The sequence below is a fragment of the Coprococcus sp. AF99-45 genome (assembly GCF_027663865.1).
Lineage (GTDB): Bacteria > Bacillota > Clostridia > Lachnospirales > Lachnospiraceae > Allocoprococcus > Allocoprococcus comes.
Genome location: NZ_JAQDGZ010000001.1, coordinates 94,831 through 111,595 on the forward strand (window position 1 = coordinate 94,831; position 16,765 = coordinate 111,595).

Annotated in this window: 18 protein-coding genes and 1 other RNA gene; 16 read left to right on the forward strand and 3 right to left on the reverse strand. The window is 43.9% G+C overall.

The features are described 5' to 3' along the window. The first annotated feature begins 5 nt into the window (after positions 1–5). The 4 genes from PGR14_RS00465 to PGR14_RS00480 all read left to right on the forward strand — a co-directional run bounded on the left by PGR14_RS00465 (position 6) and on the right by PGR14_RS00480 (position 2,735). Positions 6–695, forward strand: a complete 690-nt coding sequence (locus PGR14_RS00465; RefSeq protein ID WP_055260580.1) for an MBL fold metallo-hydrolase — start codon at positions 6–8, stop codon at positions 693–695. Between the two features lie 11 nt (positions 696–706). After that, positions 707–1,180, forward strand: a complete 474-nt coding sequence (gene rnhA / locus PGR14_RS00470; protein ID WP_008374972.1) for a ribonuclease HI — start codon at positions 707–709, stop codon at positions 1,178–1,180. 46 nt (positions 1,181–1,226) lie between these two features. Then, positions 1,227–1,574: RNase P RNA component class A (gene rnpB / locus PGR14_RS00475), an RNA gene on the forward strand. Positions 1,575–1,805: 231 nt separating this feature from the next. After that, the gene (locus PGR14_RS00480) at positions 1,806–2,735 is read left to right on the forward strand and encodes a hypothetical protein (protein ID WP_270222835.1); all 930 of its coding nucleotides are present in this window, start codon (positions 1,806–1,808) and stop codon (positions 2,733–2,735) included. A gap of 393 nt (positions 2,736–3,128) precedes the next feature. Here PGR14_RS00480 and PGR14_RS00485 read toward each other — a convergent pair whose 3' ends face one another. Then, the gene (locus PGR14_RS00485) at positions 3,129–3,575 is read right to left on the reverse strand and encodes an aspartate carbamoyltransferase regulatory subunit (protein WP_008374977.1); all 447 of its coding nucleotides are present in this window, start codon (positions 3,573–3,575) and stop codon (positions 3,129–3,131) included. A 14-nt stretch (positions 3,576–3,589) separates the two neighbouring features. Then, the gene (gene pyrB / locus PGR14_RS00490) at positions 3,590–4,510 is read right to left on the reverse strand and encodes an aspartate carbamoyltransferase (RefSeq protein WP_173685709.1); all 921 of its coding nucleotides are present in this window, start codon (positions 4,508–4,510) and stop codon (positions 3,590–3,592) included. A gap of 217 nt (positions 4,511–4,727) precedes the next feature. On the opposite strand from pyrB, the gene pheA reads away from it, so the two are divergent. Genes pheA through thiI form a run of 6 tightly spaced genes read left to right on the forward strand, consistent with a single transcriptional unit; the run spans position 4,728 to position 11,312 of the window. Continuing rightward, on the forward strand, positions 4,728–5,858 hold the full coding sequence (gene pheA / locus PGR14_RS00495; RefSeq protein WP_055155638.1) for a prephenate dehydratase: 1,131 nt from the start codon (positions 4,728–4,730) through the stop codon (positions 5,856–5,858). Positions 5,859–5,881: 23 nt separating this feature from the next. Next, positions 5,882–7,171, forward strand: a complete 1,290-nt coding sequence (locus PGR14_RS00500) for an ATP-binding protein (protein ID WP_055246896.1) — start codon at positions 5,882–5,884, stop codon at positions 7,169–7,171. Positions 7,172–7,184: 13 nt separating this feature from the next. Further along, positions 7,185–8,147, forward strand: a complete 963-nt coding sequence (prmA, locus tag PGR14_RS00505) for a 50S ribosomal protein L11 methyltransferase (protein ID WP_211133250.1) — start codon at positions 7,185–7,187, stop codon at positions 8,145–8,147. Positions 8,148–8,166: 19 nt separating this feature from the next. Beyond that, positions 8,167–8,904, forward strand: coding sequence for a 16S rRNA (uracil(1498)-N(3))-methyltransferase (locus tag PGR14_RS00510; RefSeq protein ID WP_117823152.1), 738 nt, complete (start codon positions 8,167–8,169; stop codon positions 8,902–8,904). 59 nt (positions 8,905–8,963) lie between these two features. After that, complete coding sequence (locus tag PGR14_RS00515) at positions 8,964–10,121, forward strand: cysteine desulfurase family protein (protein WP_008374989.1); 1,158 nt, start codon at positions 8,964–8,966, stop codon at positions 10,119–10,121. A gap of 9 nt (positions 10,122–10,130) precedes the next feature. Further along, positions 10,131–11,312 (forward strand): tRNA uracil 4-sulfurtransferase ThiI, encoded by a 1,182-nt coding sequence (gene thiI / locus PGR14_RS00520; RefSeq protein ID WP_008374992.1) that lies wholly within the window; start codon positions 10,131–10,133, stop codon positions 11,310–11,312. A gap of 92 nt (positions 11,313–11,404) precedes the next feature. Here the strand turns inward: thiI and PGR14_RS00525 are convergent, their stop codons facing one another. Then, positions 11,405–11,638, reverse strand: coding sequence for an HPr family phosphocarrier protein (locus PGR14_RS00525; protein WP_008374994.1), 234 nt, complete (start codon positions 11,636–11,638; stop codon positions 11,405–11,407). 134 nt (positions 11,639–11,772) lie between these two features. On the opposite strand from PGR14_RS00525, the gene mtaB reads away from it, so the two are divergent. From mtaB to PGR14_RS00555, 6 genes are all read left to right on the forward strand, one after another. Further along, positions 11,773–13,098, forward strand: coding sequence for a tRNA (N(6)-L-threonylcarbamoyladenosine(37)-C(2))-methylthiotransferase MtaB (gene mtaB / locus PGR14_RS00530; RefSeq protein WP_008374996.1), 1,326 nt, complete (start codon positions 11,773–11,775; stop codon positions 13,096–13,098). Positions 13,099–13,149: 51 nt separating this feature from the next. After that, positions 13,150–13,407: an IreB family regulatory phosphoprotein gene (locus tag PGR14_RS00535; protein ID WP_008374998.1), complete on the forward strand. Its 258-nt coding sequence runs from the start codon at positions 13,150–13,152 to the stop codon at positions 13,405–13,407. A 12-nt stretch (positions 13,408–13,419) separates the two neighbouring features. Further along, positions 13,420–13,848 (forward strand): Holliday junction resolvase RuvX, encoded by a 429-nt coding sequence (ruvX, locus tag PGR14_RS00540; RefSeq protein ID WP_044999233.1) that lies wholly within the window; start codon positions 13,420–13,422, stop codon positions 13,846–13,848. Positions 13,849–13,887: 39 nt separating this feature from the next. After that, entirely contained in the window at positions 13,888–14,154 is a 267-nt protein-coding gene (locus tag PGR14_RS00545) for a DUF1292 domain-containing protein (RefSeq protein ID WP_055246887.1), read from the forward strand. Positions 14,155–14,276: 122 nt separating this feature from the next. Further along, entirely contained in the window at positions 14,277–15,941 is a 1,665-nt protein-coding gene (locus tag PGR14_RS00550) for a ribonuclease J (RefSeq protein ID WP_022220372.1), read from the forward strand. 154 nt (positions 15,942–16,095) lie between these two features. Beyond that, positions 16,096–16,743: an O-methyltransferase gene (locus PGR14_RS00555; protein WP_173686487.1), complete on the forward strand. Its 648-nt coding sequence runs from the start codon at positions 16,096–16,098 to the stop codon at positions 16,741–16,743. The last annotated feature ends 22 nt before the right edge of the window (positions 16,744–16,765 follow it).

Consider the following 16,765-nt stretch of genomic DNA (forward strand, 5'->3'; position numbering starts at 1 on the left):
GACAGATGAGGGTGACGTATATCGGACACAGCGGATTTTCGGTGGAACTGGAATCCCATATTCTATTATTTGACTATTATGAAGGAACGATGCCGGAGTTTGATCCAGCGAAGAAGCTGTTGGTGTTTGCCAGCCATTCCCATCCGGATCATTTTAACAGAGAGATCCTGAAGCTTGCGGATGTGTATCCGGATGTGGAATATATTTTCCCGAAGGATATCAGAATTGCGAAAAAGGAGCAGCGTGAATCGGAACATTTCATGCGAAAAAGGGATGAGATTACTGTCGGGGATACAAAGGTAAAAAGTCTGTGCTCAACCGATGAAGGGGTTGCCTTTCTGGTAAGATGCGAAGACAGGATCATTTATCATGCAGGGGATCTGAACTGGTGGCACTGGGAAGAGGAAGATGATGCGTATAACCGGATGATGCGCGGCGATTATCAAAAGGAGATTGAAACGCTGGCCGGTGAGAAGATCGATCTTGCATTTGTCGTGCTTGACCCGAGACAGGAAGAGCAGTTTTACTGGGGCTTTGACTGGTATATGCGGCATACGGATACGAAGATTGTATTTCCGATGCATATGTGGAAGCAGTACGAGGTGCAGGACCGGCTTATCGGAATGGAAGTATCAGAACCATACCGGGAGAAGATCATGCGGGTCCGGGAAAAGGGACAGGTATTTGAACTATAAGGAGACAATTTATGAAAGTCAGTATTTATACAGATGGAGCGGCAAGAGGTAATCCGGACGGACCGGGCGGTTATGGAGTCGTTCTGGAATATGTAGACCCGAAGGGAGAACTTCACGTTAAAGAGCTTTCCGGCGGCTATGTGCGGACAACCAATAACCGGATGGAGCTGATGGCTGTCATCCGGGGGCTGGAAGCGCTCAACAGACCTTGCGAGGTAGAGCTTTATTCTGATTCCCAATATGTGGTCAATGCATTCAATCAGCACTGGATTGAGGGATGGATCAAAAAGGGCTGGAAGCGTGGGAAGAATGAGCCGGTCAAGAATACCGACCTGTGGAAGCGTCTTCTGGAAGCGAAAAAGCCGCACCAGGTGAACTTCAATTGGGTAAAAGGGCATGATGGACACCCGCAGAATGAACGTTGTGATACTCTTGCGACAACGGCCGCAGACGGAAATGAGCTGCAGGTTGATCCGGGAGTGTAGAAGAAATCCTTTACACTGATAAAAAAATGTGATAAAGTATCTAAGGCAAGTAAGACAGACGTTCGCGGATGCAGGTGCCGAAAGGCCGCAGACGAGGAAAGTCCGGGCTTCACAGGGCAGGATGCCGGATAACGTCCGGTAGAGGTGACTCTAAGGATAGTGCAACAGAAATATACCGCCTGCAGATGCAGGTAAGGTTGGAAGGGCAGTGTAAGAGACTACCGCCTGGGTGGTAACACACAGGGCATATGTAAACCCCATCCGAAGCAAGACCGAAAAGAAGTGGTATGGCGGCCCGTCATGCTTCAGGTTGGTCGCTTGAGTCTGCTGGCAACAGCAGAACTGGATAGATGAACGTCCACGACATAACCCGGCTTATCGTTTTGCTTGCTTTTTTATTTTTAATTGAGAAATTTTGAAAAGAATCTGTATTCATATTCATGAAGGATATAGATTCTTTTTTTGTTGCGGTGCCATTTAAAAAACTTTAATTTTTATGATATTGTAGTATTGTGTGAATGATTTTTTGAGTGGAATGAAAAATAAAAAAACGTGATAATCCGTTTGACAATCGTTTGGAAAATATGGTAGTTTTAGGAGGATTAAAGTTATGTAGGAGTGTCAAATGAGGAATGATTGTTTTCAAAGTCTGGAAAGAGGAAATGTAGCATATTACCATCTTCCGGGCTTGTTTGAATTTTATGAACTGTACAGACTTTTTTTGCCGCTGTTTTATACACACAGGGAGTATTTCTATGACTGGTGTGAGATTGGTTCCATTTATGGAGCCCCGGAAGACTGCCTGTGGGGCGGAGGACGTGTGGAAGCAGGAGAAGCAGAGACGGAAGAAGTGCTTGCACTTATGCAGAAGTACGGGATTTCTGCCCGTCTGACCTTTAGTAATTCTCTGCTCAGGAAAGAGCACCTTGCGGATCAGAGATGCAATATGCTTTGTCAGTTATTTGAGAAAAGCACAGGTGTGAAAAACGGTGTGATCGTGCATTCAGAGCTGCTGGTGGATTATCTGAAAAAGAAGTATCCGGGGTTCTATCTGGTTTCATCTACCACGAAAGTGTTGACCGAATTTCAGGAGTGTCTGCGGGAAATCCAGAGAGAAGATTTTCAATATGTCGTGCCGGATTTCCGTCTGAATAAGATGTTGGATAAATGGAATACATTATCAGAAGGTCAGAAGGATAAAGTCGAATTCCTGTGTAATGAGTGTTGTTGGTTCGGCTGCAGGGACCGGAAAGCCTGTTATGAGGATGTGAGCCGGAAGAATCTCGGAGAAGATGGAGAGGAACACCGGTGTACTGCGCCAAATGCAAAGGAAGGCTATCGTTTTTCAAAAGCAATGACAAATCCGGGATTTATCAGTGTAGATGATATCAAAAATATCTATTTGCCGATGGGATTTACAAATTTTAAGATCGAAGGCAGGGGACTTGGAAGTGCGCTGATCCTGGAATTTCTGCTGTATTATATGACAAAGCCGGAATATCAGCTGCATGTAAGAGAGGAATTGTATCTGGATAATATGCTGGATTTGTTTTAAATCAAGAGAAAGATTTTTATGGACAAATACCAGAAGTTTCGAAGACATATTCGCTTTTGTTTTTCTGCGTCTATAGGAGGTATTTTTTATGTTATTAAGTATTGCGCTGATCCTGCTTGTTGGAATGTGTATGAGTTGGATATGTCAGGACTGAAGAAAATAGGAAGATCCGCAGTGATGATGTGCTTTGTCCCTGCAAGCCTATGACTGCATTCTGTCAATATCCACTGTATGCTGTGCCGGACAAACATACTGCAGAAAACAGGACGAGCAATACCAAGATCTCCTTTCTTACTGTACGAAGGAGACAAAAAATAAAGGACGCATGAAAAAATTTTCTTTTTTCATGCGTCCTTTGCGTGGCACCTGTCCGCCTAGTCCAACAAGCCGACGCTAGCCCCGCTTTCTGTTGTATTTCTCTTCACAGTATTTACATCTATACACTTCGTTCTCCGGATCAGTCAGTACAAACACATGATCCAGTCCCTGTTCAATTGAAGTAATACATCTCGGATTGTGGCATCTGATCACATTCTTGATTTCAGATGGCAGTTTCAGTTCTTTTTTCTCAACAATCTTGGAATCTTCGATAATGTTTACCGTGATATTATGATCGATAAAACCAAGGATATCCAGATCAATGATATCGATCGGGCATTCAATCTTGATGATGTCCTTTTTACCCATCTTGTTACTTTTGGCATTCTTGATGATGGCTACGCAGCAGTCAAGCTGATCAAGTTTCAGATATTTGTAGATATCCATGCTTTTTCCTGCTTTGATGTGATCCAGTACGAAGCCCTCTGAAATTTTCCCAATGTTCAGTGTATTTTCAACCATGTCTTTCGCCTCCCTTAATCTACATGAATATCCAAAAGTGTCAGGATCAGTGCCATACGGATATAGACACCATACTGTACCTGCTTGAAATAAACAGCTCTTGGATCATCATCAACTTCAACAGAAATTTCGTTGACACGCGGAAGTGGATGGAGAACCAGCATATCTTTTGGTGCAAGTTCCATTTTCTCTTTGTCCAGGATGTAGAAATCTTTCATACGGATATAATCTTCCTCGTTGAAGAAACGTTCCTTCTGAACACGTGTCATATAAAGGATATCGAGATCCGGAAGGGCATCCTCCAGGCGTTCTACTTCTGTATATGGGATATTTTTCTTATCCAGTACGTCTTTGCGTACATAACCTGGCAGACGGAGTTCCTCCGGTGAAATAAGTACAAACTCGATGTTCTCATAACGCACCAGGGCATTGATCAGAGAATGTACGGTACGACCGAATTTGAGATCTCCACAGAGTCCGATCTTCAGATTATTCAGACGTCCTTTTAAAGAACGGATGGTTAAAAGGTCAGTCAGTGTCTGTGTAGGATGCTGATGTCCGCCATCACCTGCGTTGATCACCGGGATTGAAGAGTACTGCGCTGCAACCATCGGTGCACCTTCTTTTGGATGTCTGATCGCACAGATATCTGCATAGCAGGAAACCATACGGATCGTATCTGCTACGCTTTCCCCTTTGGTAGCAGAGCTGGAAGCTGCCGAAGAAAAGCCAAGTACATTACCACCGAGATTCATCATTGCTGCTTCATGACTCAGTCGGGTACGGGTACTTGGCTCATAGAATAAAGTGGCAAGCTTTTTGCCTGCGCAGGCGTGTGCATATTTTTCCGGATGAGCTTCGATATCACCTGCAAGATCCATAAGCTGGTCGAGCTCTTCCACAGAAAAATCTAAAGGACTCATTAAATGTCTCATAAGAAACCTCCTTAAAAATAACCGCAGAATATGTGCGGGTTCATATATTCTTTATCTATAATATAACAAAAACATGGTTATTTCAACAAAGTTTTACATGTTTTTTCTGATCGGGTTTGCGAAGAAATGTAGATTTTACAGAAAAAATATATTATAATGAAAAATTAGTAACGTCAGCGTAAGAAGACATAAGGATAAAACGATAAGGAGTGGGACAATGCAGAGTCTGGAAGAGATGAGAAAAGAGCTGGATGTGATCGATGACCAGATCACCACGCTTTATGAGAGACGTATGAAGGTCTGCGAAGGAGTTGCAGAATATAAGATAAAGAACGGACGAAAGGTATTTGATAAGACAAGAGAGAACGAGAAACTGGCAGCAGTAGCAGAAAAGGTGTCCACAGATTTTAACAAAAAAGGGATCCGGGAGCTTTTTGAACAGCTGATGAGCATGAGCAGAAAGCTGCAGTACCAGCGTCTTTCTGAGGAAGGAGTTCTGGGAAGACTTCCCTTTATCGGACTGGATCAGCTGGATCTTGATGGTGCACGTGTGGTCTTCCAGGGAGTGGAAGGAGCCAACAACCAGGCAGCTATGTTAAAATATTTTGGGAAAAATGTGAAAAACTTCCATGTACCGTCATTCCGTGATGCAATGGAAGCAATTGAAGAGGGAAGCGCAGATTATGCAGTCCTTCCAATTGAAAATTCTTCCGCAGGTCCGGTGACACAGGTGTATGACCTTCTGGTGGAATTTGAAAATTACATTGTAGGAGAGACGGTCCTTCCGATTAAGCATATGCTTGCCGGAGTGAAAGGAACTACACTTTCCAGCATTGAAAGAGTGTATTCACATCCACAAGGACTGATGCAGACATCCCATTTCCTGGATGAACACGGAACCTGGCAGCAGATCAGTGTTGCCAATACTTCTATGGCGGCCAAGAAGATGATGGAAGACCAGGATACCACGCAGGCAGCTGTCTGCAACGAATATGCAGCAGAGCTTTACGGACTGGATATCCTGGCAAGAGAGATCAATGACGAATCTGACAACAGTACAAGATTTATCATTGTCACAAACCAGAAGGTATTCCTGAAAAATGCATCCAAGATCAGTATTTGCTTTGAAATACCGCATGAGAGTGGATCGTTGTACCATCTGCTTTCCCATTTTATTTACAATGACCTGAACATGACAAAGATCGAATCCCGGCCGGTAGAAGGAAAAAGCTGGGAATATCGTTTCTTTGTGGACTTTGAAGGAAATCTGGCAGATGCCGCAGTGAAAAATGCGATCCGTGGACTGAGGGAAGAAGCACTGAATCTGAAAATCCTTGGAAATTATTAGACTGAAAAAGAGAGGACACGGCTATGAGAACAAATGAACTGATATTATATCGTTATATGGAACATGAAGATCTGCTTCGGGACATGACATTTCTGATCGACAATGCAGATAATGATTATTACAACAAAGAGGATTTGAAGAGCCTTCTTTTCGAAAATTTAAATGAGCTGATCGAGCTGGCTGCAAACTATGGATTCGAGGGGAACCTCTGGCATACCTTCCTGACGTTCCTGCTTGCCAACAGTGAGAATGCTTACAGCACAGCCTGTGAAGTGGTAGGAGAGGTAGAGGGAAGCGTCAATAAAGCAGCCCTTCATGATTTTAAGATTTTCAAAGAACTGTTCGAATATGATCTGAAAGAGATGGGTGAAAAGCTCGGTACAGACAGCCTGGAACTGATTGAGGACTATCATCCGGTCAATGCCAAGGGACATGTATTTAACAAGAGGATTCGCGACCGGATCTGCGACTTAAGCAAAGCTCTTGCGCAGACAGATGATGCAGAAGAATTTAAGACAACTGTAACCCAGTTCTACAAAGAATTTGGAGTGGGAACTTTCGGACTTCACAAGGCATTCCGTATTGAGCATACGGAAGAAGGAGCACAGATCGTGCCGATCACCAAGATCGCACACGTCCATCTGGACGATCTGGTGGGCTATGACATTGCCAAGAAGAAACTGATCGATAATACCGAGGCATTTGTAAAGGGTAAAAAAGCTAATAACTGTCTGCTTTTTGGTGATGCCGGAACCGGTAAATCTTCTTCGATCAAGGCAATCCTGAACCAGTATTATGACCAGGGACTTCGTATGATCGAAGTGTACAAGCATCAGTTCAAAGACCTGAATGATGTGATCGCACAGATCAAGAACCGGAATTACAAATTTATTATTTATATGGATGATCTTTCTTTTGAAGAATTCGAGATTGAGTACAAATATCTGAAAGCGGTGATCGAAGGCGGTCTGGAGAAGAAACCGGATAATATCCTGATCTATGCAACTTCCAACAGAAGACATCTGGTACGTGAGACATTCAAAGATAAAGCTGACAGAGATGAAGAACTGCATACCAATGATACCGTACAGGAGAAACTTTCGCTGGTAGCAAGATTCGGCGTGACCATTTATTTTGGAAAACCGGATAAAAAAGAATTCCAGAAGATTGTCACCACGCTTGCAGATCGTTACGGTGTCGAGATGGAAGAGGAAAAGCTTCTTCTGGAGGCAAACAAATGGGAATTGAGCCATGGTGGATTAAGCGGACGTACTGCACAGCAGTTTATTGATTATTTGCTTGGACAACAATAAAAGGAGAACCAATATGAAGTGGAATAAATTCAGATTAAAGACAACAACCGAGGCAGAAGACATTGTCAGTAGTATGCTGATGGACCTTGGTGTACAGGGAATCGAGATTGAGGATAAGATTCCGATGACACAGGCGGAAAAAGAGCAGATGTTTGTTGATATCCTTCCGGAGACAGGAATCAATGACGGCATCGCATATATCAGTTTCTATCTGGAAGAAGATGAAGATAAAGAAAGTCTTCTGGAAGCTGTGAAAAATGAACTGGAAGATATGCGTGCCTATGTGGAAGTAGGTGAAGGAACGATAGAAGAATCCCAGACAGAGGATGTGGACTGGGTCAATAACTGGAAAAAATATTTTCACCAGTTCTATGTGGATGATATCCTGATCATTCCGTCCTGGGAAGAAGTAAAGCCGGAAGATGAAGGCAAGATGATCGTGCATATCGATCCGGGAACTGCATTCGGAACGGGAATGCATGAGACCACACAGCTCTGCATCCGTCAGCTCCGCAAATATGTGACAGAGGACACCAGAATTCTGGATGTAGGATGCGGAAGTGGAATTCTTGGAATGCTGGCGTTGATGTTCGGTGCAAAGTATTCTGTAGGAACAGACCTGGATCCGTGTGCGATTGATGCAACCTATGAAAATATGGAAGTCAACGGTATTTCAAAGGATAAATACGAAGTAATGATCGGAAATATCATTGATGATAAGGAGGTCCAGGATAAAGTTGGTTATGGATGCTATGATATCGTTGTGGCGAATATTCTTGCAGACGTACTGGTGCCGCTGACACCGGTGATCGTGAACCAGTTAAAAGATGGTGGTATCTACGTGACAAGTGGTATCATCGAAGACAAGGAGGAGACGGTAAAAGCAGCGGTAGAGGCAGCAGGACTCACGGTCCTGGAGGTTCATCATCAGGGAGAATGGGTATCTGTAACAGCGAGAAAAGAAACGAAAGCGTAGGCAGAGAGGATCAGAAAAGATGCATCATTTTTTTGTAACACCACAGCAGATCTCCGGAGATAAGATCCGGATTGAAGGCGGAGATGTTAATCATATGAAGAATGTGCTCCGGATGAAGCTGCATGAAAAGGCTGAAATCAGTGACGGAGAAAGCAGAACCTATCTGTGCGAGGTGGAAGCCTATGAAGAAGATGTGGCGGTTCTGCATATTCTGGAAGAGATGGAAGCGGACACGGAACCGGCGTCAAAGCTGTATCTTTTCCAGGGGCTTCCTAAAAGCGACAAGATGGAGCTGATCGTACAAAAAGCGGTGGAGCTTGGCGTGTATCAGGTGATTCCTGTAGCGATGAAGCGTTCTGTTGTTCGTCTGGATGATAAGAAAGCAGCGAAAAAAGCAGACCGTTGGAATTCCATCGCAGAAAGTGCGGCAAAGCAGGCCGGAAGAAGCCGGATCCCGGAAGTTACCATGCCGCTTTCTTATAAAGAAGCACTGAAAATGGCAGAAGAGCTTGATGTGACGTTGCTTCCGTATGAACTTGCAGGTGGTATGGAAGTGACAAGAGAAGTGATCCGCCAGATTAAAAGTGGACAGTCTGTTGGGATTTTTATCGGACCAGAGGGTGGATTTGAACCGGAAGAAGTTGATGCAGCAGTCAGTATGGGGGCGAAGGTCATCACCCTGGGCAGGCGGATCCTGCGGACAGAGACAGCCGGACTTGCAACGCTTGCTGTACTGATGTTTGAACTGGAACAGTAGACCGGCAGGCAAAGAACTGCATAAGATAAAGAGAAGAAGTGTTTGGGAGACAAAGAAAAATGGAAGTTTATCTGGATAATTCAGCAACAACGAGAGCCTATGAGTGTGTTCGGGATATAGTCGGAAAAGTGATGTGTGAGGATTACGGCAATCCATCCTCCATGCATAAAAAAGGTGTGGATGCAGAAGCGTATGTCCGTGAGGCGAAGGAGACACTTGCAAAAATTCTGAAGGTGCAGGAAAAGGAACTTTATTTCACATCCGGTGGAACAGAAAGTGACAACCTTGCATTGATCGGAGGTGCACGTGCCAATCACCGTGCCGGCAAGCATCTGATCACCAGTTCAATTGAACATCCGGCAATTCTCAATACCATGCGTTACCTGGAAGAGGAGGAGGGCTATCGTGTGACCTATCTTCCGGTTGATGAGTATGGACGGATCCGCCTGGATGCGTTAAAGGAAGCGCTCTGTGACGAGACGATCCTGGTATCGGTCATGTATGTGAATAACGAAGTGGGATCGGTTCAGCCGATTGCAGAAGCATCTGCGATCGTAAAGGCTTATAATAAAAATATCCTGTTCCATGTGGATGCAGTACAGGGATTTGGAAAATATAAGATTTACCCGAAAAAGATGGGAATCGATATGCTTTCTGTAAGCGGACATAAGATCCATGGACCGAAGGGAATCGGTTTTATCTATATCAATGAAAAAGCAAAAGTAAAACCGATCATTTTCGGAGGCGAGCAGCAGAAAAACATGCGTTCCGGAACAGAAAATGTACCGGGGATTGCAGGAATCGGGCTGGCAGCAAAGACGATTTACACAGACCTGGATGAAAAGGTGGCACATATGCGTGCCTTGAAACAGCACTTTATCGAAGGGGTACAGAAAATCGATCATACTGTGATCCACGGACTTTATGATGAAACAAGTGCACCACATATCATCAGTGTGGGATTTGCAGGAATCCGGAGTGAGGTTCTTCTTCATACACTGGAAGAGAAGGGAATTTATGTATCATCCGGTTCGGCATGTGCATCCAACCATCCGGCGATCAGCGGAGTGCTAAAGGGAATCGGAGCCGGAAAAGAATATCTGGACGCAACGCTCAGATTCAGTATGTCAGAATTTACTACAGAAGAAGAAATTGACTATACGCTGGAAACATTATATAATTGTGTACCGATGCTTAGAAAGTACACACGCCATTAGGAGGAAAGAATGAAGTTTCAGACTTATTTGATAAAATATGGAGAAATCGGAATCAAAGGAAAGAACCGCTATATGTTCGAGGATGCGCTGGTAAGACAGATCAAGCATTCATTAAAGGACCTGGATGGATTATTCCATACTTATAAAGCACAGGGAAGAGTTTATGTGGACTGTGACGGAGATTATGACGGAGATGAAGTGGTAGAAGCTCTGAAAAGAGTATTCGGAATTGTAGGGATCTGTCCGGTTGTCCGTGTAGAGGATAAAGGATTTGAAGAACTGAAAAAAGATGTGATCGCATACATGGATGAGGTTTATCCGGATAAGAATATCACATTTAAGGTAGAGTCCCGTCGTGCAAAGAAAACCTATCCGAAGAAATCAATGGAGATCAATTATGACCTCGGAGAAGCTATTCTGTATGCATTCCCGGAAATCCGGGTAGATGTACACCACCCGGATGTACTGCTTCATGTAGAGGTAAGAGAAGAGATTTATATCTATTCCGAGATCATTCCGGGACCTGGCGGTATGCCGATCGGGACCAATGGAACCGCGATGCTTCTGCTTTCCGGTGGAATCGACAGTCCGGTTGCAGGTTATATGATCTCCAAACGTGGCGTCGGACTGGAGGCAACCTATTTCCATGCACCGCCGTACACCAGCGAGAGGGCCAAACAGAAGGTAGTGGATCTTGCAAAGCAGGTTTCCAAATATACAGGACCGATCAAGCTGCATGTAGTCAACTTTACCGATATCCAGCTTTATATCTATGAAAAATGCCCACATGATGAACTGACGATCATCATGCGCCGTTATATGATGCGGATTGCAGAGCATTTTGCAAAAGAAGACGGATGCCTGGGACTTATTACTGGTGAAAGTATCGGACAGGTGGCAAGCCAGACCATGCAGAGCCTGATGGCAACCAACGATGTATGTACATTGCCGGTATATCGGCCGCTGATCGGATTTGACAAGCAGGAGATCGTAGATATTTCAGAGAAGATCGGAACCTATGAGACTTCCATTCTTCCATACGAAGATTGTTGTACGATCTTCGTGGCAAAACATCCGGTAACCAAACCGAATGTAGAAGTGATCCGCAAATCAGAAGAAAACTTAAGTGAAAAGATTGATGAACTGTTTGCAGAAGCAGTGAATACTGTGGAGACGATCATCGTAAAATAATAAAAGAAAAAGGGGAGCTTTTTCAGGCTCTCCTCAAAAAAAGAAAGGACGCAGTACAGAAAATGTACTGCGTCCTGATACTTCACATTCTATTATACTAAGTATGGTTTCAGAAGTTCGATGATGTTATCAGCATCCTGGTTCTCAGCATGGATGTTCAGATCGATCGGTTTAGAAAGATCAAGACTGAAGATACCCATGATAGATTTTGCATCAATCACATATCTTCCGGATACCAGGTCAAAATCGTAATCGTATTTTGTGATTTCGTTTACGAATGATTTTACTTTGTCGATAGAATTTAAAGAAATTTGTACGGTTTTCATTGAAAACACACCTCCTTGATTTCATTTTCTATAGTTATATTAAAAGTTATACATAAAAAAGTCAAGGAACAAAACGCCGAAGAATGAATGAAATTTTCGTTAAATGTTATAAATATTGAAAGTAGGATGAATTTATGAAAAAAGCAGCATTACACAACCTGGGCTGTAAGGTAAATGCTTATGAAACAGAAGCGATGCAGGAACTGCTGGAAAAGAACGGATATGAGATCGTACCGTTTCATGATCTGGCAGATGTCTATGTGATCAATACCTGCTCGGTGACGAATATGGCAGACCGCAAGTCCAGACAGATGATCCATCGTGCCCGAAAACAGAATCCTGATGCAGTGATCGTAGCGGCCGGCTGTTATGTGCAGGCGCAGGCGGATATGGGTGAGCTGGATGAGAATATAGATATTGTAATCGGGAATAATAAAAAAAAGGATCTGATCCGCCTTCTGGAAGAATATTTTAAAGAAGACATTCCGGAACAGATGCAGGAGGTCATTGACATTAACCATACCTTCGAGTATGAGAGCCTCCATCTTTCCCGGACAGCAGAGCATACAAGGGCATATCTGAAAGTGCAGGATGGCTGCAACCAGTTCTGTACCTACTGCATCATTCCTTATGCGAGAGGACGCGTGCGCAGCAGGAAAAAGGAAGATGTAGTGGAAGAGGTGCGTACACTTGCGGAACATGGGTATCAGGAAGTGGTGCTTACCGGAATCCATCTCAGTTCTTACGGATTGGAATGGAAAGATGAAAATGGAAAGCAGACAGAAGGACTCCTGGATCTGATCCGCGCGGTACATGGAGTTGAAGGGATCAAAAGGATCCGTCTGGGTTCTCTGGAACCGCGTATCGTGACGGAAGAATTTGCAAAAGAACTGGCTTGCCTGCCGAAGATATGTCCGCATTTTCACCTGTCTCTGCAGAGCGGATGTGATGCAACCCTGAAACGGATGAACCGCAGATATGATGCGGCAGAATATCGGGAAAAATGTGAGCTTCTCCGGAAGTATTTTGAAAATCCGGCACTGACAACCGATGTGATCGTAGGATTCCCGCAGGAATCAGAGGAAGAATTTGAAGCCTCCCGGGACTTTGTAGACAGCATCAATTTTTATGAGACTCATATATTTAAGTATTCAAAGCGCCAGGGAACGAAGGCTGCGAAGATGGACGGGCAGATCCCGGAACATGAAAAAACGCGAAGAAGCAATATCATGCTGGAACTGAACCGTAAAAAAATGCAGCGCTATGAAGAAGGATGGCTTGGAAAAAAGGTGGAAGTTCTATTTGAAGAGATGACAGAGCGTGATGGGAAAAATTATGTCACAGGGCACACCAAGGAATATCTGCGGATTGGGGTTCCATGCGAACCGGAACAGGCAGACCGGTGGACCAATCAGTTAAAAGAGATAGAACTTACTTCACTTTCACAAATTATGCATTGAATTTTTGTATAGATTATATTAAAATGAATATGAAGTATTGGAGGTCGTAAGATGAAAGATATAACGAATACACAATTTTTTCAGGTAGAGACAGGACCACAGATCCAGGCAAAAGATATTCTGGAAATTGTATATAATGCTCTGGTGGAAAAAGGATATAATCCGGTGAATCAGATTGTAGGATACATTATGTCCGGTGATCCTACATACATTACCAGCTATAACGGAGCAAGAAGCCTTGTGATGAAGGTTGAGCGGGATGAGATAGTAGAAGAATTATTAAAAGCTTATATCAGACATGAACTGTAGGTTGAAGATATGATGCGGATAATGGGACTTGATTATGGTACGAAGACCGTAGGTGTTGCTGTAAGTGATCCTCTGGGGATTACGGCACAGGCAGTGGAGACGGTTACGAGGAAGGACGAGAACAAGCTTCGGAAGACACTGGCAAGGATTGAGAGCCTTGCAACCGAATATGGAGTAGAGAAGTTTGTGATCGGTTTTCCGAAACATATGAATAATGATATCGGAGAACGGGCAGAGAAGGCACTGGAATTTGGAGAGATGCTGAAGCGGCGTACCGGCATTGAGATCGTGATGTGGGATGAGCGCCTTACAACGGTGGAAGCGGAACGGACACTTATGGAATCCGGCGTAAGACGGGAGAACCGCAAGCAGTATGTGGATCAAATCGCGGCTGTATTTATATTGCAGGGATATCTGGACTCTCTGGGTATGCAAAAGTAACAGGCTTTGGAATACAATCAGACGATAAGGGGAAAGTATATGAAGAATGAAAAATTAACGTTTACATGCGGAGAAGGCGGCGAAGCAGAAGAATTTTTTGTTGTGGAGCAGACCAGACTGAATGGAGTGACTTACCTTCTGGTTGCAGATTCAGAAGAGGATGATGCAGAGTGCCTGATCTTGAAGGATACAAGTACGCCGGAAGAGAAGGACAGCGTTTATGAGATGGTAGAAGAGGAAGTAGAGCTTAATGCCGTACTCAAGGTGTTCGAAGAGCTTCTGGAGGATGTGGAGATTGAAGTGTAGACGGAACTGTCAAAAGAATATTTCTGACAGATAAGAACGGGGTTCGCACACAGAGGCGGACTCCGAATTTTACGATAATTAAATGTACGGATGAGATACATAAAATATATGGAGGTGTGAGATTGAAGAAAAAAAGCAACTCAAAACTTAAGATCATTCCGCTTGGAGGCCTTGAAAAGATCGGAATGAATATCACTGCCTTTGAATATGAAGACAGTATTATTGTAGTAGATTGCGGATTGTCGTTCCCGGAAGATGATATGCTCGGAATCGATCTTGTAATCCCGGATATCAGTTACCTTAAGAGCAATGCGGATAAGGTGAAGGGTTTTGTGATCACACATGGACATGAGGATCACATTGGAGCGCTTCCTTATGTGCTTAAAGAGATTAATCTGCCGATTTATACAACAAAGCTGACTATGGGAATTATCGAGAAAAAGCTCACAGAGCACAATCTTCTCCGCTCAACCAAAAGAAAAGTAGTGCGCCATGGACAGTCGATCAATCTTGGAAAATTCAGAATTGAATTTATCAAGACGAACCACAGTATCCAGGATGCATCGGCACTGGCAATCTATTCGCCGGCAGGTATTGTTGTGCATACCGGAGACTTTAAGGTAGATTATACACCGGTATTTGGTGATGCGATTGATCTGCAGCGTTTTGCAGAAATTGGCAAGAAAGGGGTACTGGCATTGATGTCAGACAGTACCAATGCGGAGAGACCTGGTTTTACACAGTCAGAAAGGACAGTGGGAGCTACATTTGACCGGCTTTTTGCCGAACACTCCAATACAAGAATTATTGTAGCAACCTTCGCTTCGAATGTAGACCGTGTACAGCAGATCATCAATACGTCTTACAAGTATGGACGTAAAGTAGTTGTAGAAGGCCGCAGTATGGTAAATATCATTTCGGTTGCATCAGAGCTTGGCTATTTGAATGTGCCGGAGAATACGCTGATCGAGACAGATCAGTTGAAAAACTATCCAAGAGAGAAGACAACGATCATCACAACCGGAAGCCAGGGAGAATCTATGGCGGCTCTGTCACGTATGGCAGCAGATATCCATAAGAAGATCTCGATCATGCCGGGTGACACGATCATTTTAAGCTCTAATCCGATCCCGGGTAATGAAAAAGCGGTATCGAATATCATCAATGAACTCTCTGAAAAGGGAGCGAATGTTATTTTCCAGGATACGCACGTATCCGGACATGCGTGCCAGGAAGAGCTGAAGCTGATCTATTCACTGGTAAAACCAAAATATGCAATTCCGGTTCACGGAGAATACCGTCATCTGAAAGCGAACGCAGGTATTGCAAAATCTCTTGGGATTCCGAAGGACAACATTTTTATCCTCAAGTCAGGCGATGTACTCGCACTGGATGATGAAAGTGCAGAAGTTTTAGATAAGGTACACACAGGAGAAATCCTGGTAGATGGACTCGGTGTTGGTGATGTCGGTAATATTGTACTGCGTGATCGTCAGCATCTGGCAGAAGACGGAATCCTGATTGTTGTTCTGACACTGGAAAAGCGTACCAACCAGCTTCTTGCCGGACCTGATATCGTATCCCGTGGATTTGTTTATGTACGTGAATCTGAAAGCCTGATGGAAGAGGCACGGAAGGTTGTTACGGAAGCGGTTGAAAAATGTCTGATGAGCCGTCATGCTGACTGGAGCAAGATTAAGCTTGTGATCCGCGACACAATGAATGATTTTATCTGGAAAAGAACCAAGAGAAAACCAATGATCCTTCCGATCATTATGGATGTATAATATAAAGATGCCTGTGGCATTTTTATGAAAATAAGCAGATGCGAAGATATCTGCATAAAGAAGCGCAGTCAGAGTTGAAAAGAAAATAAACTTTGTCTGCGCTTCTATGATAAATGTATAGGATAAGAATTCCCTTGGAAGAAAAGAGGAAGATATGATAGTAGAAGAACGACTGACGACTTACCTCCATTCTCTGGAAAGCGCGGACATCCCCGTTCTCGATGAGATCGAACAGGAAGCCCTTGCGGACATGGTTCCGATCATCCGCAAAGAGACAAAAAGTTTTCTGAAAGTAATGCTGGAGATCAAACGTCCGGTAAAGATTCTTGAAATTGGGACAGCAGTTGGATTTTCGGCAATTCTGATGGGAAAATATTCTCCGGAGGAATGTCGCATTACAACAATCGAAAATTACGAAAAAAGGATTCCAATTGCCAGAGCCAATTTTGCCAGGGCAGGTATGGAACAGAAAATTATGTTGCTTGAAGGCGATGCACTGGAGATTATGAAAGGCATGCCGGATGATGCAGGATTTGATTTTGTGTTTATGGATGCCGCAAAGGGACAATATCCGGCATATTTAGAACAGGTGATGCGTTTCCTTGTGCCGGGAGGGATCCTGATCACGGATAATGTGTTGCAGGACGGAGATATTATTGAGTCACGGTTTGCGGTGGAAAGAAGAGACCGCACGATCCATAGCCGGATGAGGGAGTATCTGTATACTCTGAAACATCATCCTGAGCTTGAGACATCTATTCTTCCGCTGGGAGATGGAGTGGCACTGAGCGTGCGAAAATAAAAACAGGAGATAACAGTAACAG

Coding starts and splice junctions, on each gene's coding strand:
- PGR14_RS00465 (WP_055260580.1), top strand. CDS start 6: ATGAGGGTGACGTATATCGGACACAGCGGATTTTCGGTGGAACTGGAA.
- PGR14_RS00510 (WP_117823152.1), top strand. CDS start 8,167: ATGCATCATTTTTTTGTAACACCACAGCAGATCTCCGGAGATAAGATC.
- PGR14_RS00555 (WP_173686487.1), top strand. CDS start 16,096: ATGATAGTAGAAGAACGACTGACGACTTACCTCCATTCTCTGGAAAGC.
- pheA (WP_055155638.1), top strand. CDS start 4,728: ATGCAGAGTCTGGAAGAGATGAGAAAAGAGCTGGATGTGATCGATGAC.
- prmA (WP_211133250.1), top strand. CDS start 7,185: ATGAAGTGGAATAAATTCAGATTAAAGACAACAACCGAGGCAGAAGAC.
- PGR14_RS00515 (WP_008374989.1), top strand. CDS start 8,964: ATGGAAGTTTATCTGGATAATTCAGCAACAACGAGAGCCTATGAGTGT.
- PGR14_RS00525 (WP_008374994.1), bottom strand. CDS start 11,638: ATGAAAACCGTACAAATTTCTTTAAATTCTATCGACAAAGTAAAATCA.
- rnhA (WP_008374972.1), top strand. CDS start 707: ATGAAAGTCAGTATTTATACAGATGGAGCGGCAAGAGGTAATCCGGAC.
- ruvX (WP_044999233.1), top strand. CDS start 13,420: ATGCGGATAATGGGACTTGATTATGGTACGAAGACCGTAGGTGTTGCT.
- PGR14_RS00545 (WP_055246887.1), top strand. CDS start 13,888: ATGAAGAATGAAAAATTAACGTTTACATGCGGAGAAGGCGGCGAAGCA.
- PGR14_RS00480 (WP_270222835.1), top strand. CDS start 1,806: ATGAGGAATGATTGTTTTCAAAGTCTGGAAAGAGGAAATGTAGCATAT.
- PGR14_RS00485 (WP_008374977.1), bottom strand. CDS start 3,575: ATGGTTGAAAATACACTGAACATTGGGAAAATTTCAGAGGGCTTCGTA.
- PGR14_RS00535 (WP_008374998.1), top strand. CDS start 13,150: ATGAAAGATATAACGAATACACAATTTTTTCAGGTAGAGACAGGACCA.
- thiI (WP_008374992.1), top strand. CDS start 10,131: ATGAAGTTTCAGACTTATTTGATAAAATATGGAGAAATCGGAATCAAA.
- PGR14_RS00500 (WP_055246896.1), top strand. CDS start 5,882: ATGAGAACAAATGAACTGATATTATATCGTTATATGGAACATGAAGAT.
- mtaB (WP_008374996.1), top strand. CDS start 11,773: ATGAAAAAAGCAGCATTACACAACCTGGGCTGTAAGGTAAATGCTTAT.
- pyrB (WP_173685709.1), bottom strand. CDS start 4,510: ATGAGACATTTAATGAGTCCTTTAGATTTTTCTGTGGAAGAGCTCGAC.